General features: G+C 47.7%; 15 protein-coding genes and 4 tRNA genes. 7 read left to right on the top strand and 12 right to left on the bottom strand.

Annotated features, from left to right (window positions below; all coding sequences use genetic code 11):
- Positions 1-99: 99 nt before the first annotated feature.
- The gene (locus tag M0415_RS08020; RefSeq protein ID WP_249554442.1) at positions 100-519 is read left to right on the top strand and encodes a hypothetical protein; all 420 of its coding nucleotides are present in this window, start codon (positions 100-102) and stop codon (positions 517-519) included.
- 106 nt (positions 520-625) lie between these two features.
- Here the strand turns inward: M0415_RS08020 and M0415_RS08025 are convergent, their stop codons facing one another.
- The 6 genes from M0415_RS08025 to thrA all read right to left on the bottom strand — a co-directional run bounded on the left by M0415_RS08025 (position 626) and on the right by thrA (position 10,473).
- Entirely contained in the window at positions 626-3,907 is a 3,282-nt protein-coding gene (locus M0415_RS08025; RefSeq protein ID WP_088210793.1) for a S41 family peptidase, read from the bottom strand.
- A gap of 207 nt (positions 3,908-4,114) precedes the next feature.
- Complete coding sequence (locus tag M0415_RS08030; RefSeq protein WP_283771399.1) at positions 4,115-5,026, bottom strand: substrate-binding periplasmic protein; 912 nt, start codon at positions 5,024-5,026, stop codon at positions 4,115-4,117.
- A gap of 134 nt (positions 5,027-5,160) precedes the next feature.
- Positions 5,161-5,430 (bottom strand): hypothetical protein, encoded by a 270-nt coding sequence (locus M0415_RS08035; protein WP_425383176.1) that lies wholly within the window; start codon positions 5,428-5,430, stop codon positions 5,161-5,163.
- A 290-nt stretch (positions 5,431-5,720) separates the two neighbouring features.
- Complete coding sequence (gene thrC / locus M0415_RS08040) at positions 5,721-7,004, bottom strand: threonine synthase (RefSeq protein WP_088210796.1); 1,284 nt, start codon at positions 7,002-7,004, stop codon at positions 5,721-5,723.
- Positions 7,005-7,069: 65 nt separating this feature from the next.
- Entirely contained in the window at positions 7,070-8,008 is a 939-nt protein-coding gene (thrB, locus tag M0415_RS08045) for a homoserine kinase (RefSeq protein ID WP_088210797.1), read from the bottom strand.
- Complete coding sequence (gene thrA, locus M0415_RS08050) at positions 8,005-10,473, bottom strand: bifunctional aspartate kinase/homoserine dehydrogenase I (protein ID WP_088210798.1); 2,469 nt, start codon at positions 10,471-10,473, stop codon at positions 8,005-8,007. The genes thrB and thrA overlap by 4 nt, the downstream gene beginning before the upstream one ends.
- 642 nt (positions 10,474-11,115) lie before the next feature.
- On the opposite strand from thrA, the gene M0415_RS08055 reads away from it, so the two are divergent.
- Together M0415_RS08055 and M0415_RS08060 are read left to right on the top strand one after the other, a co-directional pair.
- The gene (locus M0415_RS08055) at positions 11,116-11,778 is read left to right on the top strand and encodes an FKBP-type peptidyl-prolyl cis-trans isomerase (protein ID WP_088210799.1); all 663 of its coding nucleotides are present in this window, start codon (positions 11,116-11,118) and stop codon (positions 11,776-11,778) included.
- Positions 11,779-11,970: 192 nt separating this feature from the next.
- Positions 11,971-12,348 carry a hypothetical protein gene (locus M0415_RS08060; RefSeq protein ID WP_011716233.1) on the top strand — a complete coding sequence of 126 codons (378 nt, stop codon included), beginning with the start codon at positions 11,971-11,973 and terminating at the stop codon, positions 12,346-12,348.
- A 30-nt stretch (positions 12,349-12,378) separates the two neighbouring features.
- Here the strand turns inward: M0415_RS08060 and trpR are convergent, their stop codons facing one another.
- Complete coding sequence (gene trpR, locus M0415_RS08065) at positions 12,379-12,654, bottom strand: trp operon repressor (protein ID WP_011621923.1); 276 nt, start codon at positions 12,652-12,654, stop codon at positions 12,379-12,381.
- Positions 12,655-12,843: 189 nt separating this feature from the next.
- On the opposite strand from trpR, the gene M0415_RS08070 reads away from it, so the two are divergent.
- Entirely contained in the window at positions 12,844-13,293 is a 450-nt protein-coding gene (locus M0415_RS08070; protein ID WP_011625579.1) for a c-type cytochrome, read from the top strand.
- 65 nt (positions 13,294-13,358) lie between these two features.
- Here M0415_RS08070 and M0415_RS08075 read toward each other — a convergent pair whose 3' ends face one another.
- Positions 13,359-14,048, bottom strand: a complete 690-nt coding sequence (locus tag M0415_RS08075) for a cytochrome b/b6 domain-containing protein (RefSeq protein ID WP_088210800.1) — start codon at positions 14,046-14,048, stop codon at positions 13,359-13,361.
- 297 nt (positions 14,049-14,345) lie between these two features.
- On the opposite strand from M0415_RS08075, the gene hpf reads away from it, so the two are divergent.
- The 3 genes from hpf (at position 14,346) to M0415_RS08090 (ending at position 19,245) form a co-directional block, all read left to right on the top strand.
- Positions 14,346-14,702, top strand: a complete 357-nt coding sequence (hpf, locus tag M0415_RS08080) for a ribosome hibernation-promoting factor, HPF/YfiA family (protein WP_011621920.1) — start codon at positions 14,346-14,348, stop codon at positions 14,700-14,702.
- A 1,186-nt stretch (positions 14,703-15,888) separates the two neighbouring features.
- Positions 15,889-16,353 (top strand): DNA polymerase III subunit chi, encoded by a 465-nt coding sequence (locus tag M0415_RS08085; RefSeq protein ID WP_011716230.1) that lies wholly within the window; start codon positions 15,889-15,891, stop codon positions 16,351-16,353.
- A 15-nt stretch (positions 16,354-16,368) separates the two neighbouring features.
- Positions 16,369-19,245, top strand: a complete 2,877-nt coding sequence (locus tag M0415_RS08090; protein WP_249554440.1) for a valine--tRNA ligase — start codon at positions 16,369-16,371, stop codon at positions 19,243-19,245.
- Between the two features lie 412 nt (positions 19,246-19,657).
- Here M0415_RS08090 and M0415_RS08095 read toward each other — a convergent pair.
- The 4 genes from M0415_RS08095 to M0415_RS08110 all read right to left on the bottom strand — a co-directional run bounded on the left by M0415_RS08095 (position 19,658) and on the right by M0415_RS08110 (position 20,154).
- Positions 19,658-19,734 (bottom strand) — tRNA-Arg (locus M0415_RS08095).
- A gap of 94 nt (positions 19,735-19,828) precedes the next feature.
- Positions 19,829-19,920, bottom strand: a tRNA-Ser gene (locus M0415_RS08100).
- Between the two features lie 36 nt (positions 19,921-19,956).
- Positions 19,957-20,033, bottom strand: a tRNA-Arg gene (locus M0415_RS08105).
- A gap of 44 nt (positions 20,034-20,077) precedes the next feature.
- Positions 20,078-20,154 (bottom strand) — tRNA-Arg (locus M0415_RS08110).
- Positions 20,155-20,193 lie beyond the last annotated feature (39 nt).

The raw sequence follows: 20,193 nt of genomic DNA on the forward strand, positions 1-20,193 counted from the left end.
TGCCCTCTCCGATGACCTATTTCCCCACCCGTTCAGCTTAGCTCAAGCTCAGTTACCGTATGATAACGCCATATCGCACGCTCACACTCTAGGTAAGCTATGCAAATCCAAGCCTATCGTAATACTGCAACCCCGTATCAACAGCCAGCAGCAACCACGACGAGTACGGCAGCAGCCGCACCCGCCAGTGCGAGTACTGTGACCCTATCTAATGAAGCGAAACAACTGTCGCAGGTGGACCCAATCCCACAACCTCATGCGCCAGACTTAAGCAAAGTGAAAGCGGGTGTTGAGCAATATGCCCATATTCAAGCGACCAAAATGAGATATCAGGTTGCATCGGACATGGTCAATATCGCGATGGGAACGAACGATGGGATTTCGGCTCCCACGGCTTACTATTTGAGTCACAACGATTCCGCTCGGGCAGCAACTGTGGGGCAAATGGCCAATCAACAACAGGTCAACACCCTGCAAGCCTATGTTGATGCCAGCGAAAACATTAATGAGTGGGCATAAAAAAAGGTGTTGTCTCGGGAACCACAAGACAACACCCTAACATTGAACTAAGCCAGCTTAACTTGGCTAACTTAAACCTTAGTTAAATTTCTATTTTTTAAGCTAATTACTTAGCTTTTATGTCTTCTGCCATTCCTTTCGCCGGCATAGGCTGCGCCTTCAATGCGGGGATAGGCTGCTTAATCAACTCATCCTTAAGATAGCTGATGGCCGTTTCAAGCTGCGCATCGTGGCCGTTAAAGGTCGCAAAGGGTAAGTTATCCACCTCGATATCCGGTGTTACCCCATGTCCTTCGAGTACCCAGCGGCCATCCATCGCATATTGCGGATATTCGGCGACCCGCGCCATACCTTTATCTGTGAGAGAGTTACGACCCGATAACCACACGCCAGCGCCCGCAGTTTGCTTGCCAATGAGCGGAGCAATGCCCAGCGCCTTAATCCCCGCCGAGAAGGTTTCACCATCTGAGTACGTTAGCTCGTCGGTTAACACCACTAAATGGCCACGGAAGGTTTGCTGCATATTGGTATTAGGCGTGCCATGGGTTGGCTGCCAGAATGCCCAAGCGCGGCGTAACAGTTTTTCGATGATCCAACTATCAATATTGCCACCGCGGTTACGGCGCACGTCGATAATCAAACCGTCCTTGTCGTAATTGGTGTAAAACTCACGGGCAAAACTCTCAATATCGCCGCCGCCCATGGCGTATAAATGCAGGTAACCAATCTTGCCCTTACTCGCCTCGGTCACGACACCTGCGTTGTGGTTAACCCAATCTAAGTAACGTAATTGGCTATCGACCTGAGTGCTAACCGGCATCACCACGGTTTTATGGTTTTGGCTGCCGCGTTTAAGCTCGAGTAATACCTGCTTATCCTGCTGATTACGCAATAAACGAGTCACATCGGCCACATTAGTCACAGGAGTGCCATTGATGGCGAGTAACATATCGTCTTCTTTCGCATCGACTTCGATACGGCTTAAGGGCGATGCCTGGCTTGGCAGTTCAGGATCATTACGATAGATATGGGCAATTTTTACCCCATCGTTAGTTTGTTGTAGCCGAGCGCCTAAACTCGCACCTTTGGCCGCGTCTGGGTCTTTTGGCAGATCGCCACCCCGCACTTGCGAGTGCAACGAGTCTAGCTCGCCCATCATCTGCATAAAGATATCGTTTAACTCGTTACGATCGGTTAAACGGTCAAGTAGCGGTTGGTACTTGGCCTTGGTCGCTTGCCAATCGAGGCCCCGCATCTTCTTATCGAAGAAGGAGTCCCTGTGCATTAACCAAGCATCTTCAAACATTTGTTGCCATTCTAGGGTGGGTGAAATCGCTAATTGCCACTGATCCGTTTGCACCTTGGCGTTTTCGGTATCCCCCAACTTGTCGCCCGCATCTACGATCAGCAGCGACTTTTCATTGCTTTTTTTGCGCAGCAACAACTTGCTACCATCGGCGGACACACTGTAGTTCGCCACGTCTTCGGCAAACACTTCGGCTTTAGGGCGCTGCTCGCTAAACTTAATCGTCATCAAGCTAGGCTCAGTGTCATCGCCAATCGCTTGGTCGAGCACATAGAGACGACCATCAATGGCAGTTAACTGGCTGTAATTGCCTGAATCGACAGGCACTTGCCATAAACGCTCGCCAATTCCCGCCCAATCAATTTTTACCGGCGTCGGTTTATCTTTAGAGTCTGCCTTTTCCGCCGTCTTAGCCGTCAGCTCTGTGGGTTTGCTAAAGGGGAACTTGGCATTCTTCACTAAGGCAATCGCAAAAATCTGGCTACGTTTATCAAACACTGGCCCCATATTGCGGTCGCCCCAAGGTGAGCTTGGTGTCGCAGTAAACTGGCGATTGGAGAGGAAATATAGCCACTGGCCATCGCGACTAAAGGTCGGCGAATAGGACTCATACTTGTCGCTAGTGAGCGTTTGAGCCTTATTTTCGTCCACAGAATACAGCACGATTTGTGGCCTTTGCTTGCCGATTTCGGATTTAGTTAACGCGATAAAACGACTGTCTGCCGACCAGCGAATATCCGCATAGGGGCCGAGTCCCTCACCGTTGCTGATGATTTTTTGATTGGAGTTTTTCTTCAGATCCAGCAACCACACATTGCCATCGTTATCGTCGTGGGCAAGGTAACGACCATCGTTAGACAGACTCAGCGTCATTCTTAAGGTATGACCATCTTTGGTGAGTTGCTTCGCGCCGCTGCTGCCATCGGCAGGAAATTGCCAAATTTCCTGTTGACCACTCATGTCGCTGATGGCATAAACCGATTTACCATCCTGACTCATAATCGCATTGCGCACGCGATAGGTACCAGGCAGTGCCACTTGCACTAAACGTGAACCATCAATTCCCGCAATCGCCACATGGCTGCGGGCAGTGATCACCACTTTATCACCCGCAAGCGCAAGGTTCGCTGAGGTCGCATAATCCATAGGATCTTTTACCCAATGCTCGCGGCGTTGAGCAAAATCGGATGTTAATTCAATATCTAATAATGAGTCTTTGGCAGAGGCGATATCAAAAACATGAATATCTGCGCCCTGCTGGAACACGACTTTGCCTTGGTCCATGCGCGCGCCGCGCACTTGCCAATCTTTATATTGGGTCAACTGTTTCGCGTCACTGCCATCCAGAGCCATGGACCAGAGATTGTCGTTACCATCGCTGTCGCTGATAAAGTAGAGTCTGTCTTGCCATAGCATAGGCTGACGCACCGAACCTTGATGCTGACCACTGAGCAACTGCGCCTCGTCTTTGCCGCCGAGTTTAAAGCGCCATAACTCACCCTTAGCGCCGCCGCGATAAACCTTAGCGTTGTCGCCGGTGACCTGCAGGCCAAAACGGGTAAAGTACACATATTGATTATTGGCATCGACCACCCCTTCTACTGCGTCCGCAAGTGGTAAGTCAGTCGTCGCCAAGGTCTCAGGGTTAACCAGTCGCAACATCCAATTGTTCGCAGGGCCAAAGCCACTGTCGGTGGAATAAAGCACTTCGCCCTTTGCGGTCCAGCCTTGCACGCGCACTCGGCTGTTTTCGAAACTCACTCGTTTGGCCACACCACCCGCCACAGGAATGACATAAACCTCACTCGCGCCCTCATAATTGGCGACATAGGCCACCCATTTACCATCGGCGGAGATGGCCGCACCTAACTCTTCGGCGGGTAAAGTGGTCAGGCGCATCGCCGCCTTTTGCCCGAGCGTTTGAGTCCAAAGATCGCCTTCGGCCGTAAAGACTAAGGTTTGGTCATGCAATGCTGGCGCACGGTAATAACCTTGATTGCTCGCGGGTTGAGCGATGGCGTGGGCTGCGGACAAAGTGCCAAGGGCGAGCATGCAGCAGGCAACAGAATGACGAAGTTTCATGTGTAATCTCTATCCTATTGTTATTGTTAGCAATGGACTTTCTAGTGGGCGTGATTGACGAATGATGACCCAAAGTCTGGCAAAGTAATCCCACAAGCTAGCAGAAATTGATAGAGAGAGCAGTAACTGAAGGCAACAGAAGTTTTAGCAAATGTGTCATAGGCTTACCATTTGCTATACCGATAATCTTAACGGTATTTCTCAGGTTTAATCGAAGGTGAGTAAGTCGGCATATTGCGCGGAGAGCGAATTAAACTGATGGCTGGTTTTCGTTTGCTGCGCCAACGAAATTTGCTGCCATTTATATACAATTCGGGCAATTTCCCCGTTGGTACTTAACGCCTTAATTGCAGCATTAAATTGCTTTAATTGCGCTGATGAAAGGGTTTGTTTGCTGAGCATTAAGTGAATTTGGTTGCGGTCCAACACTGGCTTTAGCGGTGATAACCTCACCCCTTGATGCTGACTGGCGATATAAGGCATGGCCATGGCATCACCAATAATCAGATCCGCACGGCCATAGGTGAGCATTTGCACTGACTTATCGGCATCGGGACTGAGTATCAACAGATGCTCTTGCTCCAAGCGCTGCCGCGTCTGCTCATAATCCACCCCATACCAACCACTGATAGGCACTAACAAACGCAGTTTCTGGCTAAAAATATCTTGCCATTGGGTTAAGCGGATCTTGTCTTTGTTTTCATCCAACACAAATAAACGCACGGTTTCATCACGGTAGGCGGCGGAAAATAAGGCATACTCTTCACGCTCAGCGGTTTTAGTGGCGCCCATCATCATGTCTAAGGAGCCACTTTTCAGCATTTGATGCGAGCGCTTCGCCGGCACATTGATAAAAGTGACCTCGCAGCCTAAGTGTTCGGCAAAGGCGCGAAGCAGGTCCACATCTAACCCCTGCGCCTCCCCCTGTGGATCTTCCCAGGCATAGGGCGGCCAATCGTTATAACCCACTTTGAGGGGATTTAAGCAAACGGGCGCTCCGGCCTCAGATGGAACACCTAAAGCGGGGAAAATAAAAATACATAACAGCAGGATATGGCTAAGCTGAAAAACGAACCTAGACACAATAGTCGCCCCATAATCGGTTGTTCTCGTCCTCATCGAGAATGTCTAACGCATTGAGTTTACCGTTATAACCCGCGGCATTCCCATCGCCTTCATAAGCTTAGTATGCATCAACTGAGGATGCCATGGCTTGAACTCCCGTAAGAAAGCCGTCGCTTAAGGCATCCTATTTAAAGCAAGCATTTATAGATTACCGCCACCACTTTGGCTGGTTCACCCATATCCGTTTGCAACCACACTATATGGGTGCCGCCTAGCACCTCCCCTTGTAAGGCAGCGGATTGTTTTGCTTCGGCAAGGTTGTTGGCATGGCGACTCACACCTGTGACTAGCGCAAAACTGTCACAGTGAGTCACTTCAAAATCATAGGCTTCGTTAATGCGCCGTGGTAATTGAGGGGGTTCTAAGGCGCAACTTGAGAGAAAAAAGATAAGGCAAATCCCTGATAAGGCACATTTAAACAAAACAGTTTATCCAATTGTTAAATCCTAAATAGGCGGGCGAACATAACGAATTCGATTCAACTTAATTGTGAAGCAACTCACATCCCTTTAACGACAACCAATACACTAAGTTACAAATATTAATTTGATTTCATATGGTTATATAAAGGTTTGATAATCACTGTGGATGATAAGCTTTGATTAATTCTCTCGAGCCTCATTTACACTTGTAAAAAAGGGAGTCAATCGACTCCCTTTTACCTGTTGCTTAATGGCGATTCGCCACCTCAGCTTAACACCGCAAATAAATGTGACTTTAACTGAGCAAAATCGGCGGCTAATTCAGCCGAAAGTATGGGTTTATGCTCCACCGCTTTAAGTTCTGCAGGCAGAGGTAAATCGAGATTAAGCTCTCTATCCACGACGTCCTTAAACTTGGCAGGATGTGCCGTACCTAAAAATATTCCCACTTCATCAGGCACTAAGTTAAGCGTTAAGGCTCTGGCAGCAATCGCTGCATGGGGTTCGGACACATAACCTTTGGCATGTAACTCGGCCAGCGCCTCCGAGGTTTGTGCCTCTGATAAACGAATCCCCACTAGGTCCACCAATGGCCAACCGAGTTTCTCGCAAATGGCCTCGACGCGCGGCCAGTTACTTGGCTCGCTCACATCCATCGCATTGGACATAGTCGCTTGAGTGGGATTGGGTTGCCAATCACCACTCTCTAAATAACGTGGGACAGTGTCATTGGCGTTGGTGGCGGCAATAAAACGTTTGACGGGTAAGCCCATGGCTTTGGCAAATAAGCCCGCGGTGAGATTACCAAAATTACCACTGGGCACGGCAATCACAGGATCGGCCTCATGGCGCTGCTTCGACTGTGCGACCGCTTCGAAGTAATAACAAATCTGTGCCAGCAAACGACTGATATTGATTGAGTTGGCCGAGTTTAAATGCAAGCCATCACGCACATCGCTATCTTCAAAAGCCTGTTTGACTAAGTGCTGGCAAGCATCGAAATCGGACGCTACTGCCACAGTGTGAATGTTCTTACCTAAGGTGGTAAACATCTTTTCCTGTAGCTCACTGATTTTGCCCTTAGGATAGAGCACCACGACATTGACTTTATCTAGGCCGTAAAAGGCATCGGCCACCGCTGCCCCAGTGTCACCCGAGGTTGCTGTTAAAATGGTTAAGCGCGAGTCTTGGGCAAAGGCATTGATGCATTGCGCCATAAAGCGCGCGCCAAAATCCTTGAATGCTAAGGTTGGTCCGTGGAAAAGCTCGAGGCACGAGCGCTGCTCATCGACCGCAACCAAGGGCAAATCGAAATTAAAGGCGCGCTCGACCAGTTTATCTACCGCGTCTTGCCCAAGCTCTGAGGCAAGCCAAGCGCCGAGCACTTTTTTACTGCGCTCGACAAAAGGCATCGCCAGCAGCGCCTCAATATCGTGCAACACTGGGATTTGAGTAGGAAAAAACAGCCCCCTGTCTTTACCGAGTCCTAATTGCACCGCTTCCTTAAAGCTCACTTTCTGCGAAGGGTGTTTTAAATTATATAGTTCCATGCTCACTCGACCTTATCAGTGCCAAGCCTTTAGGCTTGGGCTTAATGCTTTTAAAAGTAAGAAAATTAATCGACTCGGCGCGTGCCTTGCTCATCGAGGCGGCACACATGGGCAAAGCCCCCCGCTTCGGTCAAATAATGAGCCTCTAACCACGCCTTGGCCGCATTAGCAGTCGCGAGATCATCAGTCACCGAAAACAGCGTTGGCCCACTGCCCGAAATGCCAGTGGTTAACATGCCTAATTCGGCGAGTGCCGCTCTGGCGTTGTCATAACCCGGTATCGCAGCCGCGCGGTAAGGTTCGGCCAACACATCCTTCAAGACTTGAATCGCAAGCTTGGCGTTTTGCTGATAAGAGGCGTGCACAAAGGCACTCAAATAACGCCCAAAATCGATGGCCACGGACTTATCGTATTGTTCTGGCAGGAGTTTACGCATCATGGCCGTTGAGAGTGAAATCCCAGGATACGCCACCACCCAATACCATTGTTTAAAACTGGGAATAGCCTCACAGATAGCGCCGGGCACATTGAGCATTAGCTGCATACCGCCCAAATAACAGGGCGCGACGTTATCGTAATGCACACTACCGCTTATCTTGCCCTCAAACTCGCCCATGAGTTCGAGTAGCGCTTGTTTATCGTATGGACGTTCAAAATGCTCGTTCAGCGCATAAAGCGCTGCAACCACAGAACTGGCGCTCGAGCCTAAGCCACTGCCGACGGGCAAGTTTTTTTCTAGGGTTAATGCCACGCCTTGGTTTTCTTTCCCAAGGGCTTTTAAGAAAAACACCGCGCATTGATGGACGATATTATCCTCGGGATTGCTGGGTAACTTATGCGCCCACGCTCCCACTTGAGTGAGGCTCACCCCCGCATCCGCCGCCGCAATAGTGACTCTATCGCCCAGTAAACTGCCATCGATGGGCGCAAGTGCTGCGCCCAATAAATCAAAGCCCACACCCACATTACCCATAGAGGCGGGAGCGTAAACGGTCAAACTCATACACTCACCTCACGAGTCCAATTTAAGGTTCTTAATACATCGGCAAAGGCGCCGGCCGCTGTCACTTCTGTACCCGCACCGTATCCACGTAATACGAAAGGAATCGGCTGATAATAACGGCTGTAGAATGCCAGCGCGTTTTCACCGCCTTTTACACTGTAGAGCGGATCGGTAGCATCGACTTCGGTGATACGCACATAACACGCGCCTTCTTCAATCTGCCCCACATAACGCAGCACTTTACCCTGCGCTTTCGCCTCAGCCACTCGCGCCGCAATCGCAGCATCGGCCTCGGGTAAACGTGCCATAAAACTTTCCACATCGCCTGAATCATCAAAATCGTCAGGTAAGACTGAGTCGACAACGATATCGCTTAGCTCAAGTTTCAAACCCACTTCACGGGCCAAGATCAGTACTTTACGCGCCACATCCATACCACTTAAATCATCACGGGGATCGGGCTCGGTAAAGCATTTTTCCCGCGCCAGTTTAGTCGCTTCTGACAGCGTCATACCCTCATCGAGTTTACCGAAGATAAAGGATAAGGAGCCTGACAAAATACCGTTAAACTTGTGCAACTTATCACCAGCAAATAACAGTTTTTTTAAGTTATCGATAACGGGCAATCCGGCGCCAACGTTAGTCTCATACAAGAACTGACGACGTTGTTTCAAGGCTGTTTGACGCAGTGCTTGATAGTAAGCGTAGTCTCGAGTATTGGCCTTCTTATTGGGCGTCACCACGTGCATGCCCGCATTCATCACCTCTAAATACTGGTTCGACACTTGATCGCTTGAAGTACAATCCACCAGCACAGGGTTTAATAACTGTTGCTCTTTCACCCAAGCCAATAGCGCAGGCAGATCGCTTGGCTGCTGACTGTCGGCAAGCAGGTTTTGCCAATTGTTTAAATCGATACCCGCACTATCGAGTAACATCTTGCTTGAATTCACGATGCCGCAGACACGAATGCTAATGTGCTGCTCTTTTAACACGCTCGCCTGATGTTTGATTTGCTCGAGTAGACCTGCGCCAACATTGCCGCAACCCACTAAAAACACATCCAAATACTGCTGCACATCGAAAAAGCCCTGATGACAGGCGGCAACCGCATGTTTGGTCTTTCGCTGTTCGATTACCGTTGAAATAGAACGCTCGGAGGAGCCTTGAGCAATCGCGATAATATTCACACTCGCCTGCGCTAACGCTTGGAAAAACCGCGCCGCCACACCTTTATGGGTACGCATGCCATCACCAATCAAGGAGACGATTGCTAAGTCATGGCGCATTTCAATCGGCTCGAGTAAGTCACTTTTGATTTCTAGTTCAAACTCTTGCTCTAGCGCCGATTTCACCTTGGCTGCATCACTGGTCGCCACACAAAAGCTGATGCTGTATTCGCAAGAACTCTGGGTGATGAGTGACACGGAAACGCCACTACGGGAAATTGCCGCCAGCGTGCGGCTCGCCATGCCGACCATGCCCTTCATGCCGGGGCCTGAAACATCAAACATGGTTTGATTATCCAGATTAGAAATGGCCTTCACCTGCAGACCGCTTTCATCGGCCTGATTCGATACCAGAGTGCCAGGCGCATCGGGATTAAAGCTGTTCTTGATATAACAGGGAATATGAAACTGGGCGATAGGCGCAATGGTTTTAGGATGCAGCACCTTTGCGCCAAAGTAAGACAGCTCCATCGCCTCTTGATAACTGAGCTGTGACAGCAACTTAGCATCGGTGACAACCCGAGGATCGGTGTTGTATACGCCGTCAACGTCGGTCCAAATCTCACAACTTGAAGCATCTAAACAAGCGGCCAGCACGGCAGCGGAATAGTCAGAGCCGTTACGGCCTAAGGTCACAACCTTGCCGTCTTCATCGGCGGCGGTAAAGCCGGGCATCACCCAAACCCGTTTTTCATCGAGGGCAAGATTTTTGAATCGCGGTTTACTGACGGCAATATCCACCACGGATTCGAGCGGACGACCACGGCCTAAAAACAGCTCACGCGGGTCCAGCTGCGCCGAAGTGATGCCTTTGGCCAGCATGACTTGCTCCATCAAAGCAGCAGACAAACGCTCGCCAGCAACCACGATTTCGGCGCGCACCCCGTCAGGGCATTCCTGCAGCAGCGTAATACCGCGTAATCTGTCCTGCCAACGTGCAAGCTGCGCACTCAGTCCGGCGAACAGCACTTCGCTTTGACTGCTCGAGAGTCCAGAACTGACCGCATCCTGATAGAGCGAGGTAAACACCCGTTCAACGTGTTGAATGACTGGCGAGTAATCTTCCCCTTTCACCGCCACATCGACCATTTCTAGCAAGGCGTTTGTCACTGTCGCGGGCGCAGAGAGCACAGTAGCCACAGGTTCTGCTTTCGCCGCCTTGGCCACGATATCCGCCGCCATTGAAAATCGCTGCCAATTTGCAAGCGAGGTACCACCAAATTTCATTACTTTCATCTTGATCTCCTGTACCGCGCCCGACTAAGAAACATAAGCTAGAAACAAAAAAGCCCGCTTCTTTGTGGGAAGCGGGCTCGTCGTTAAAATTCTTTAGGGTGTATCAGCCCGCCCCCACTCTGGTTGTAGTGGTGGTTGTAATAATGGTAATTACTACAAAACCTAGGCTATGCATACGTTTGGGCTAATCCATGTCAATGTGATGTAAAACAGAATTGCCTTTTTCACCTAGCCTTGTCAACCCCCTAACTGGATTATTTATGAACAAATCTTTCACAGCCTCAAATTCGTCTCTTAACATTCATTAATATCAAGTTTTCCTAAGGTAAAAATGCGATTTCATCAATAGAAAACTGTTGACGTAAACGTAATACTGCACAAATACATCTATTTTTAAACATTTAAATTCAATCAATTATATCAAGCATGTCGTAATGCCTTTAGATTAAGCTATGTAAAGCCACTTTCGAGGCCAACAAACCGCAAGCGATATCCATCAACAATTTGGCGTAAATTCCTCTCCAAATGGCTGTTCATCACATCAACAAAAAGCTGTGCGATATCTAACATAAGCAACTTCAAATTATCGCCAGCGCCCCAAAAGCACGTTATTATGCGCGCACATTCCGAACCGGAGGCGATATGAAGATCACCCAACACAGCGCGGTAACCATTCATTACCGTTTATCAGATCAAGACGGCAGACTTTTAGAAGACTCTTTTGATGCCGAACCTATGCTCTATCTGCACGGTGCAGAAAACCTGATCCCAGGATTAGAAGCTGCATTAGAAGGTAAAACCAAGGGCGAAACACTGGATGTGACTATTAGTGCCGAAGAAGCCTACGGTCCTTACCACGATGGTCTGCGTCAAGCTGTGCCATTAGAAGCATTCGGTGATATCGAAGATATCGTTCCTGGTATGCGCTTTATTGCCGAGACAGAAATGGGTCAACGCCCAGTGCAAGTTGTCGAAGTCAAAGATGATGTAGTCATCGTTGATGGCAACCATCCTTTAGCGGGACAAGCACTGAGCTTCTACATTGAAATTATCGATGTTCGCGCTGCAACTGCAGAAGAAGTTGCCCATGGCCATATCCATGCCCACGGCGGATGTGGTAGCCATGGACACAGCCATGATCATGACCACGGCGGCGGATGCTGTGGTGGTTCAAGCCAAGATGCGGGTAGCTGTTGTGGCGGTTCTGATGATCATGGTCATCATCACCATGACCACGATCATGAAGCATGCGACACACCCAAAACAGGTTGTGATGGCAATGGCGGTTGCGGTTGCCGCGGCTAATTTAGGTCGTAACGCCTAAAGCTCACTAACCCGAGCAAGATAATGAAGCACTTCCTTACATAAGGAGGTGCTTTTTTTATCCACAAATGTTTATAATCCAAAGGTAAACACGGAAGTTTTAGATAGATTTAGCATTTTTAACTGGAATATTAGGGTTTTAAACCTATTTCGATATCATGCGACGGAGTGCATATGTTAACAAAACCGGTATATGAAGCTTTACCTTATGGTTATATGGCATTAGGCATCACAAGCTTTATGCTGCTCGAACCCAATTATGCTTTGATTGCTGCAGCAGTCATCTTTGTGCTTGGCGCAAGAATTTACACTATGCGCTCCCAAAACCGTCGTACCGACCCTATCAAACGTAGGAAATCAGGCGGGATCCCTAAGATGATTTATGACCTATTACCCTTCCTATACTTGCTCGGTGCATTGTCGATCTTTAAGTTTTTACCCGAAAAGTTTTACCCATTATTAGCCATATTACTCTTAAGCTACAGCTTCTACATTCTGGTAAGACGTACGCTTTATCGTCGTCATAAATTGCCTGTCACCCCAATGTTTTAGGCTATTAAGGATAAAGGCACCACAGCGACCTTATTTGATGAGCTGTTGAATTTTTTCTCTATGGCTAGGTGCCATATTCTTTAAATAGTTTGAACAGCGTGTGATCGTGGCGATGCTGACCTCGTATTCCGCCGCGATTTGCCGCTGGCTCATCTCACCATCGAGTAATAATTGAAATACCTTTAATCGTCCCGCGATCGCACTGCGCTCTTCTTCTGTCAGCAATAAATGGAACAACACTGAGAGTTCTTCATAGTTTCCATGGCTCAATATTTTCTCTAAAACTAAGTCCCAATTGGCTCGCATAATCGCCCCAGTAGCATTGTTTAAGCATTACAACGGCAGTTTAGCAGATTTACTCAACCAACAAATAACTTGTTACGTTTATCCCTCCTGCCTAGACAAAAACTGACAAAAATGCTTCTAGTACATTGAGTTAATTTGTGTACAATAGGAGCGCAATGTCACACTTCGACGCTAATTTGTGAGAATACGATGAAAAAATTACTCCTGACTCTCGTTGCCGGTACCTTATTGGCTTCAACTGCACAAGCACACAATTTTGAAGATGCGAAAGACGCGATTGAATATCGCCAATCTGCATTTGGCCTGATTGCTTATAACTTTGGCGATATGGGCGCAATGATGAAAGGCAAGAAACCTTTCGAAGCTGAAACCTTCGCAATGCGCGCCAACAATGTCGCCGCTCTTTCGCACATTCCTTTCGAAGGCTTTATTGAAGGTTCAGATAAAGGCGATACCGAAGCGCTAGCCAAAGTATGGCAAGATAAGGCTGACTTCGACGCTAAGATGAAAACCTTCCAAGAAAATGCCGCTATTTTAGCGACTGTGGCTCAAAAAGGTGACCAAGCTGAAATCAAGCAAGCCTTTATGAACACTGGCAAGAGCTGTAAAGGCTGTCACGACGTGTACAAAAAAGACTAATTACGCGTTGTAATGTCTAATAAAAAAGCCTGCTACATGCAGGCTTTTTTTATGTTCAGCATTGGCTAGAGCACTTGTACTATGGGCCACATCAAATAGGTAAACACCACTCCAGCGATGATTAACAGCACGATTAAGGCCAACCAGTGTGATTTAAACACCAACTGAGTTTCAGATTCGGCGTGCTCAACCTTAGACACCCGTTTATAACCGCTGAGCATGGCTCCCACTAATTTGTCACCTTTAAGCGCGTGTACAACGACAGCCAACACATGCACGGCACTCAAGGCTAAGATGAGGTTGAAATTCATTTTATGCAACCAAGTGAGAAACGAAGCAGTATCAGCACTCACATAGCGGTACAGTGGACCTTCGGTAAACACATCATCGGTAGCAAAGAGTCCAGTGATTAGCTGTAAGCTAATAATGGCAATCAACACAATCACCATATAACCGCCCATCGGGTTATGCCCTAAAACCACTGACACGCCCTTTGCGCGAACATCTTTCAAATATTCAAACACCACCTTGGGATGATGCACGAAGTGACTAAACCTCGCAGTATCACTGCCAATCAAGCCCCATAAAAGCCGAAAGCCAATCAAAATCAACAAACTATAAGCAAAGATCTGGTGCCATTGCATTTCGCCCACTTCGGCACTCCACCAGAGTAAGGCCATGAGGGCCACCATGCCCCAGTGAAAAAAGCGTGTGGGTAAATCCCAGACTTTAACTTTGATATGTTCGGTTTCCATAATACCTGCCACTCGACTGAGCAATGAAATAAGTGAAGGTATTTTATCGGGATCTAATGAAAAACTTAAAGTAAAGATAGGTAAATGATGGGAAAGACTGCGTAGTTATCCCATCAAATATGGCCTGTTCCGATAACCAATTCAAGCCTTTTCGACCAAGAATCCTCGAGATTTGTCTAAGCGATCAAATAACCAACGAACAGAACTGAACGGGGTAAAAAATGTGATTTAGATCTCGTTTTTAAGGGTGTAGATTGGTAATCTGAAATCGAAGGAAACAAATAGAAGGTGCAACATATGCTAAAGATTACGAGCAAACAACTAGAAGTCACTGCCCCAATCCGTGAACGCATTGAAAGCCGTTTTGACAAACTTTCTAGGCACGATGTGCAGTTGATTAATCCCCATGTCATCATCACAGAGGAGAAACCTGGTTTCAAAATTGAAGCATCGGTTGGCATCCCAAATGGAGAACTTTTTGCTCAAGCAAAACACGACAATCTTTATGCAGCCATTACGGCCATGGGTCAAAAATTAGAGAAACAACTCAATCGATTAACCCATAAACCTGAAGCACAACGTTTCGCATCCATTGCTCATCCCGAAGACGCTGTTAATGTCGAGGATGATTACGAGGAGGAAGATGCAGCTTAAGTTACTCGATGTTAGTGCGAGACCACATCACTTCGAGAGCATAAAGTAGATAAGGTTTAATAGGTCACATTTTTAGCAAAAGTTTGATAGACCATCCTAATGGTCAGTAAAAAGAGTGTGAACCTTTAAATAACTACTACACTTTACTAAGTGACAGCAGAATCGAAGTGATGTGAATTTCAACTTAAAAGCGTTAAATATCACCATAAGAAGGAGTACGCCGCCACACTAAACTCTCAATCAAAAAAGTGACACAAGCAGTTACATTAAGACAGTCACATTAGGTCAGTCATATTAAGACGGCCACATAAATTCGGTAACGCTAAGCTGTAGTATTTATGCGTTCCCCCTCTGATTATCAAATGAGATGCGAGGTTACTAAAAAATAGAGACCGATAACCAACAACTAACGATAAACGCACTAATGGGTGTTAACACACGAGTCGATCATTAAGGAGTAACCTACTACATCGTATTGCCAATTTTAGTCTTACACACTCTTTGAGCCCAAATGTAACAATCAAGAGGAGGACGTCAGCAATAGAGCCACATAGGTACCATGAAAGACCACTTTAGGTGAATTAGCTTCTTAACAGTCAAACAATATGAGGAGGTTAATAGCGTTATCGGTAATATGAGCAAGTGGGCATATTACAAATTGTGAGTAAAAAAGAATTTAGATAACACGGAACAAGGCGAGCTGCTTAACAGCAAAATACCCAGTACCTTTTTGAGTACTAATATCGGCCAGATCCCTTTATTTATATTCTAAAGTGTAATCGTAAGTGAAAATGTAAGTTAAAATTGTAAGTTGAAAGTGAGTTAACCTGCTGAATAAACAAAATCTAATGCAATATGTGTTGTTTATTCACAAAACGTCAACAAATCCTTTAATAACAATGCTCAATAACCTAGGAGGAATAGTTTGTTTGACCAGTCTTTCAACCAGCGCACCTTCGGGTGCGCTTTGCTTTTATATCCCGAAAACCCATAGTCGTTTAACCATTAGTCTTAGCCTTAAGCGAGTACTTAAGCTGTGCACATTTGGCACAGTAACGGCTTAAGCCAACCCCTGTCCCCGCTGCTCAATCTCCCGCGAAAAACCCCGAAGCTAAACGTTAACCCCGCTTGAGTTTTAGTGTAGACTTACCCGTTCGTCTATAACTTTAAGCAAGGCATTGAAATCATGACTCAAGCGCTGTTTTATTTACTGCCGCCGATGGGCGTGAACACGGCCCTTAATGACATGTATCAATTGGCTTGCCGTCTAGCCCAACAGGGATTTATAAACCAGCAGCAGGTCTATATTCACTGTCAGGACAAGAACATCGCCTTCGAAATCGACGAGTTACTATGGCAGTTTGAACCCAGTGCATTTGTCCCCCATAACCTCAAAGGTGAAGGCCCCACCACAGGCTCACCCGTTGAAATCGGTTTTGACAGACTCGGCCCAAACAAAAGTCGCCAACTTCTGATTAATCTTGCAGACCAAGTACCTCCGTTTGCGGTAAACTTTGGTCAAATCTTCGATTTTGTGGCTAATGACGACCAACATAAAGCGATAGCACGTGAACGCTACCGCCAATATCGTGGCTTAGGGATTGAATTAACAACCCAAAATTTAGCAACACATCCACTTAATTTAGCTTGAGACAGATACGTTCCCATGGAAAAAACATACGATCCTCAGTCCATTGAGCAGACTCTTTACCAAAACTGGGAAGAGCAAGGTTACTTTAAGCCCCACGGCGATGCCTCACAAGGCAACTATTGCATCATGATCCCGCCACCTAACGTGACGGGCAGCTTGCACATGGGCCACGCTTTCCAAGATACCATCATGGATACACTGATCCGCTACCAACGTATGAAGGGTAAAAACACCCTGTGGCAAGTCGGTACTGACCATGCGGGTATTGCGACTCAAATGCTGGTTGAGCGTAAGCTTGAAGCCGAAGAAGGCAAGAGCCGCCATGACCTTGGCCGCGATGCTTTTATGGAAAAAGTATGGGAATGGAAAGCGCAATCTGGCGGCACCATCACTAAGCAGCTGCGTCGTATGGGCGCCTCAGTGGATTGGGACCGTGAGCGCTTCACTATGGACGAAGGCTTGTCTAAAGCCGTACAAGAAGTGTTTGTCCGTCTCTATGAAGATGATTTGATTTACCGTGGTAAACGTTTAGTGAACTGGGATCCTAAACTACATACCGCGATTTCTGATCTCGAAGTGGAAAACAAAGAAAAGCAAGGCCACATGTGGCATCTGCGTTATCCATTAGCCGATGGCGAGCTGACTGCCGACGGTAAAGATTACCTCGAAGTCGCCACCACGCGTCCAGAAACTATGCTGGGCGATAGCGCAGTTGCTGTTCATCCAGACGATGAGCGTTATCAAGCGCTGATCGGCAAATTTATTCTGCTGCCAATTGTTAATCGTCGCATCCCTATCGTTGCCGATGACTATGTAGACATGGAGTTTGGCACAGGCTGTGTGAAGATCACTCCTGCCCACGACTTTAACGACTATGAAGTCGGTAAACGTCACAAACTTCCTATGTTCAACGTGTTGACCTTAGATGCAGCCATTCGTGCATCCGCTGAAGTCGTCAATACCGATGGCACCATCAACACTAGCTTAGATGGTAGCCTGCCAGAGCGTTTCGCAGGCCTTGATCGTTTCAAAGCTCGTGATGCTATCGTGGCCGAATTTGAAACCTTAGGTCTGCTCGAAAAAATCGCGCCACACGGCCTAAAAGTGCCCTACGGTGACCGCTCTGGCGTAGTAATCGAACCTATGCTGACCGACCAATGGTACGTCGCCGTTGCACCTATGGCGAAAACCGCTATCGAAGCCGTTGAAAATGGCGACATTAAATTTGTGCCGCAGCAGTACGAAAACATGTACTTCTCTTGGATGCGCGACATTCAAGATTGGTGTATCTCTCGCCAATTATGGTGGGGTCACCGCATCCCCGCTTGGTACGATGCGAACGGTAAGGTGTATGTTGGCCGTAACGAAGCTGAAGTGCGTGCTAAGCACAATATCGATGATGCAATCGCCCTGCGCCAAGATGAAGACGTACTAGATACCTGGTTCAGCTCTGCCCTGTGGACATTCTCAACCTTAGGCTGGCCTGACAATGTTGAAGATTTAAAAACCTTCCACCCGACCGACGTGTTGGTGACGGGTTTTGACATCATCTTCTTCTGGGTTGCCCGTATGATCATGATGACCATGCACTTCATCAAAGATGAAGACGGTAAGCCACAGGTGCCATTTAAAACCGTTTATGTGACAGGCCTTATCCGCGATGAAGCGGGTAACAAGATGTCAAAATCTAAGGGCAACGTACTTGACCCATTGGATATGATTGACGGTATCGATCTAGAAGCCCTAGTTGAAAAACGCACTGGCAACATGATGCAACCTCAACTCGCCGCCAAGATCGAAAAGAGCACCCGTAAAGAATTTGAAAATGGCATCGAAGCCCACGGTACCGATGCCCTGCGCTTTACCCTAGCGGCAATGGCCTCAACTGGCCGTGATATCAACTGGGACATGAAGCGTTTAGACGGTTACCGCAGCTTCTGTAACAAGCTTTGGAACGCATCACGTTACGTGCTGATGAATACCGAAGGCCAAGATTGCGGCCCGAACTCACCGGATTACCAAGGCGGTGAGATGGAATTGTCACTGGCAGATCGCTGGATTATCGGTTTATTCAACCAAACCGTGAAAACCTGCGACGACCACATGGCAAACTACCGCTTCGACCTTGCAGCGAACACACTGTACGAGTTCACTTGGAACCAGTTCTGCGATTGGTATTTAGAGTTAACTAAACCCGTACTGCAAAACGGCAATGAAGCGCAAATGCGTGGCACCCGCCATACGCTGGTCAATGTGTTAGAGGCGATGCAACGTCTGATGCACCCTATGATGCCATACATCACTGAAACCATCTGGCAACGCGTTAAACCACTGACAGGCGCTCAAGGCGACACCATCATGCTGGCACCATTCCCAAGCTACGATGCAGCCAAAGTAGATGCGACCGCGATGGCCGATCTCGAGTGGGTTAAGCAAGTGATTGTTGCAGTACGTAATATCCGTGCCGAACTCAATATTGCGCCTTCTAAGCCATTAAATGCCCTACTGCGTGGCGTGAGTGCCCAAGATCAAGCCCGTGTTGAAGCGAACCAAGCCTTCTTTACAACGCTTGCGCGCTTAGAGAGCATGACGATTCTTGGCGAAGGTGAAACAGCGCCTATGTCGACCACAGGTCTGATTGGCGAAATGGAATTATTGATTCCGATGGCAGGTCTGGTGGATGTCGCGGCTGAAATGGCTCGCATCGACAAGCAGCTTGAGAAGCTGACTCAAGAGATTGCTCGTATCGAAGGTAAATTATCGAATGAAGGCTTCGTGGCGAAAGCACCGCCAGCCGTCATTGATAAAGAACGCGCCAAGATGGCCGATCTGAGCCGTGATATGGACAAACTAAAAGAGCAAAAAGCCGAGTTTGCTAAGCTAGAAGCCTAATCACGACATCTACGCTAAAAAGGGCTGTATTTTACAGCCCTTTTTATTTCCCCTGACCCGTCCTAAATAGCGTTACACTCTGCAAACCTCTCTCAGGACTCACCCTAAGACGCAATGTCACTCATCAATCCCTTGTTCCATGCTTATCTCTTCGTCTCTTTTACCGCTCAGCTTGCGAGTCAAGATAACCCTTACAGCTATCTCTTTATCAGGCGCTAAACAGTAAGCCAGCGCGAAAACATCATCGCTTAAGGCATAGGTATTCAAACAAGCATAACGTGGCATAAGAGGCGGATTATCAAGATTATAAAGCACGGGAAGAGATAAGGATTAATGCGAAATTAAGCAGAAAAATTCCATTAAAAAAGCCCTGCAATTGCTTGCAGGGCTTATCTAAATCTAACTAAGTAGATGGTGCGCGTGGAAGGATTCGAACCTCCGACCGCCTGGTTCGTAGCCAGGTACTCTATCCAGCTGAGCTACACGCGCTTAAATACTGGGTAAGTTGCCACCTTACCGATAGACTTGAGTCTAGAAGAAGCACTTAAGTCTCGCAAATTAAATCTATTCACTAGGAATAGAATGGCGGAGAAGGAGGGATTCGAACCCTCGATGGGAGATAAAGCCCATACTCCCTTAGCAGGGGAGCGCCTTCGGCCACTCGGCCACCTCTCCGAAAAATCTGCATTTGTAAGCTAAAGCTTACTAAAATGGTGCGCGTGGAAGGATTCGAACCTCCGACCGCCTGGTTCGTAGCCAGGTACTCTATCCAGCTGAGCTACACGCGCGATTTTTGCGTTTTGCTAACAAAGCTAAGGCTTTGCCTGCGAATTGGTGCGCATGGAAGGAGTCGAACCTCCGACCGCCTGGTTCGTAGCCAGGTACTCTATCCAGCTGAGCTACATGCGCATTTTTAACTGTTTTCTCAACACATTCGCATTAAGATTG

The sequence above is a fragment of the Shewanella sp. 10B genome, from assembly GCF_023475885.1.
GTDB lineage: Bacteria > Pseudomonadota > Gammaproteobacteria > Enterobacterales > Shewanellaceae > Shewanella > Shewanella mangrovisoli.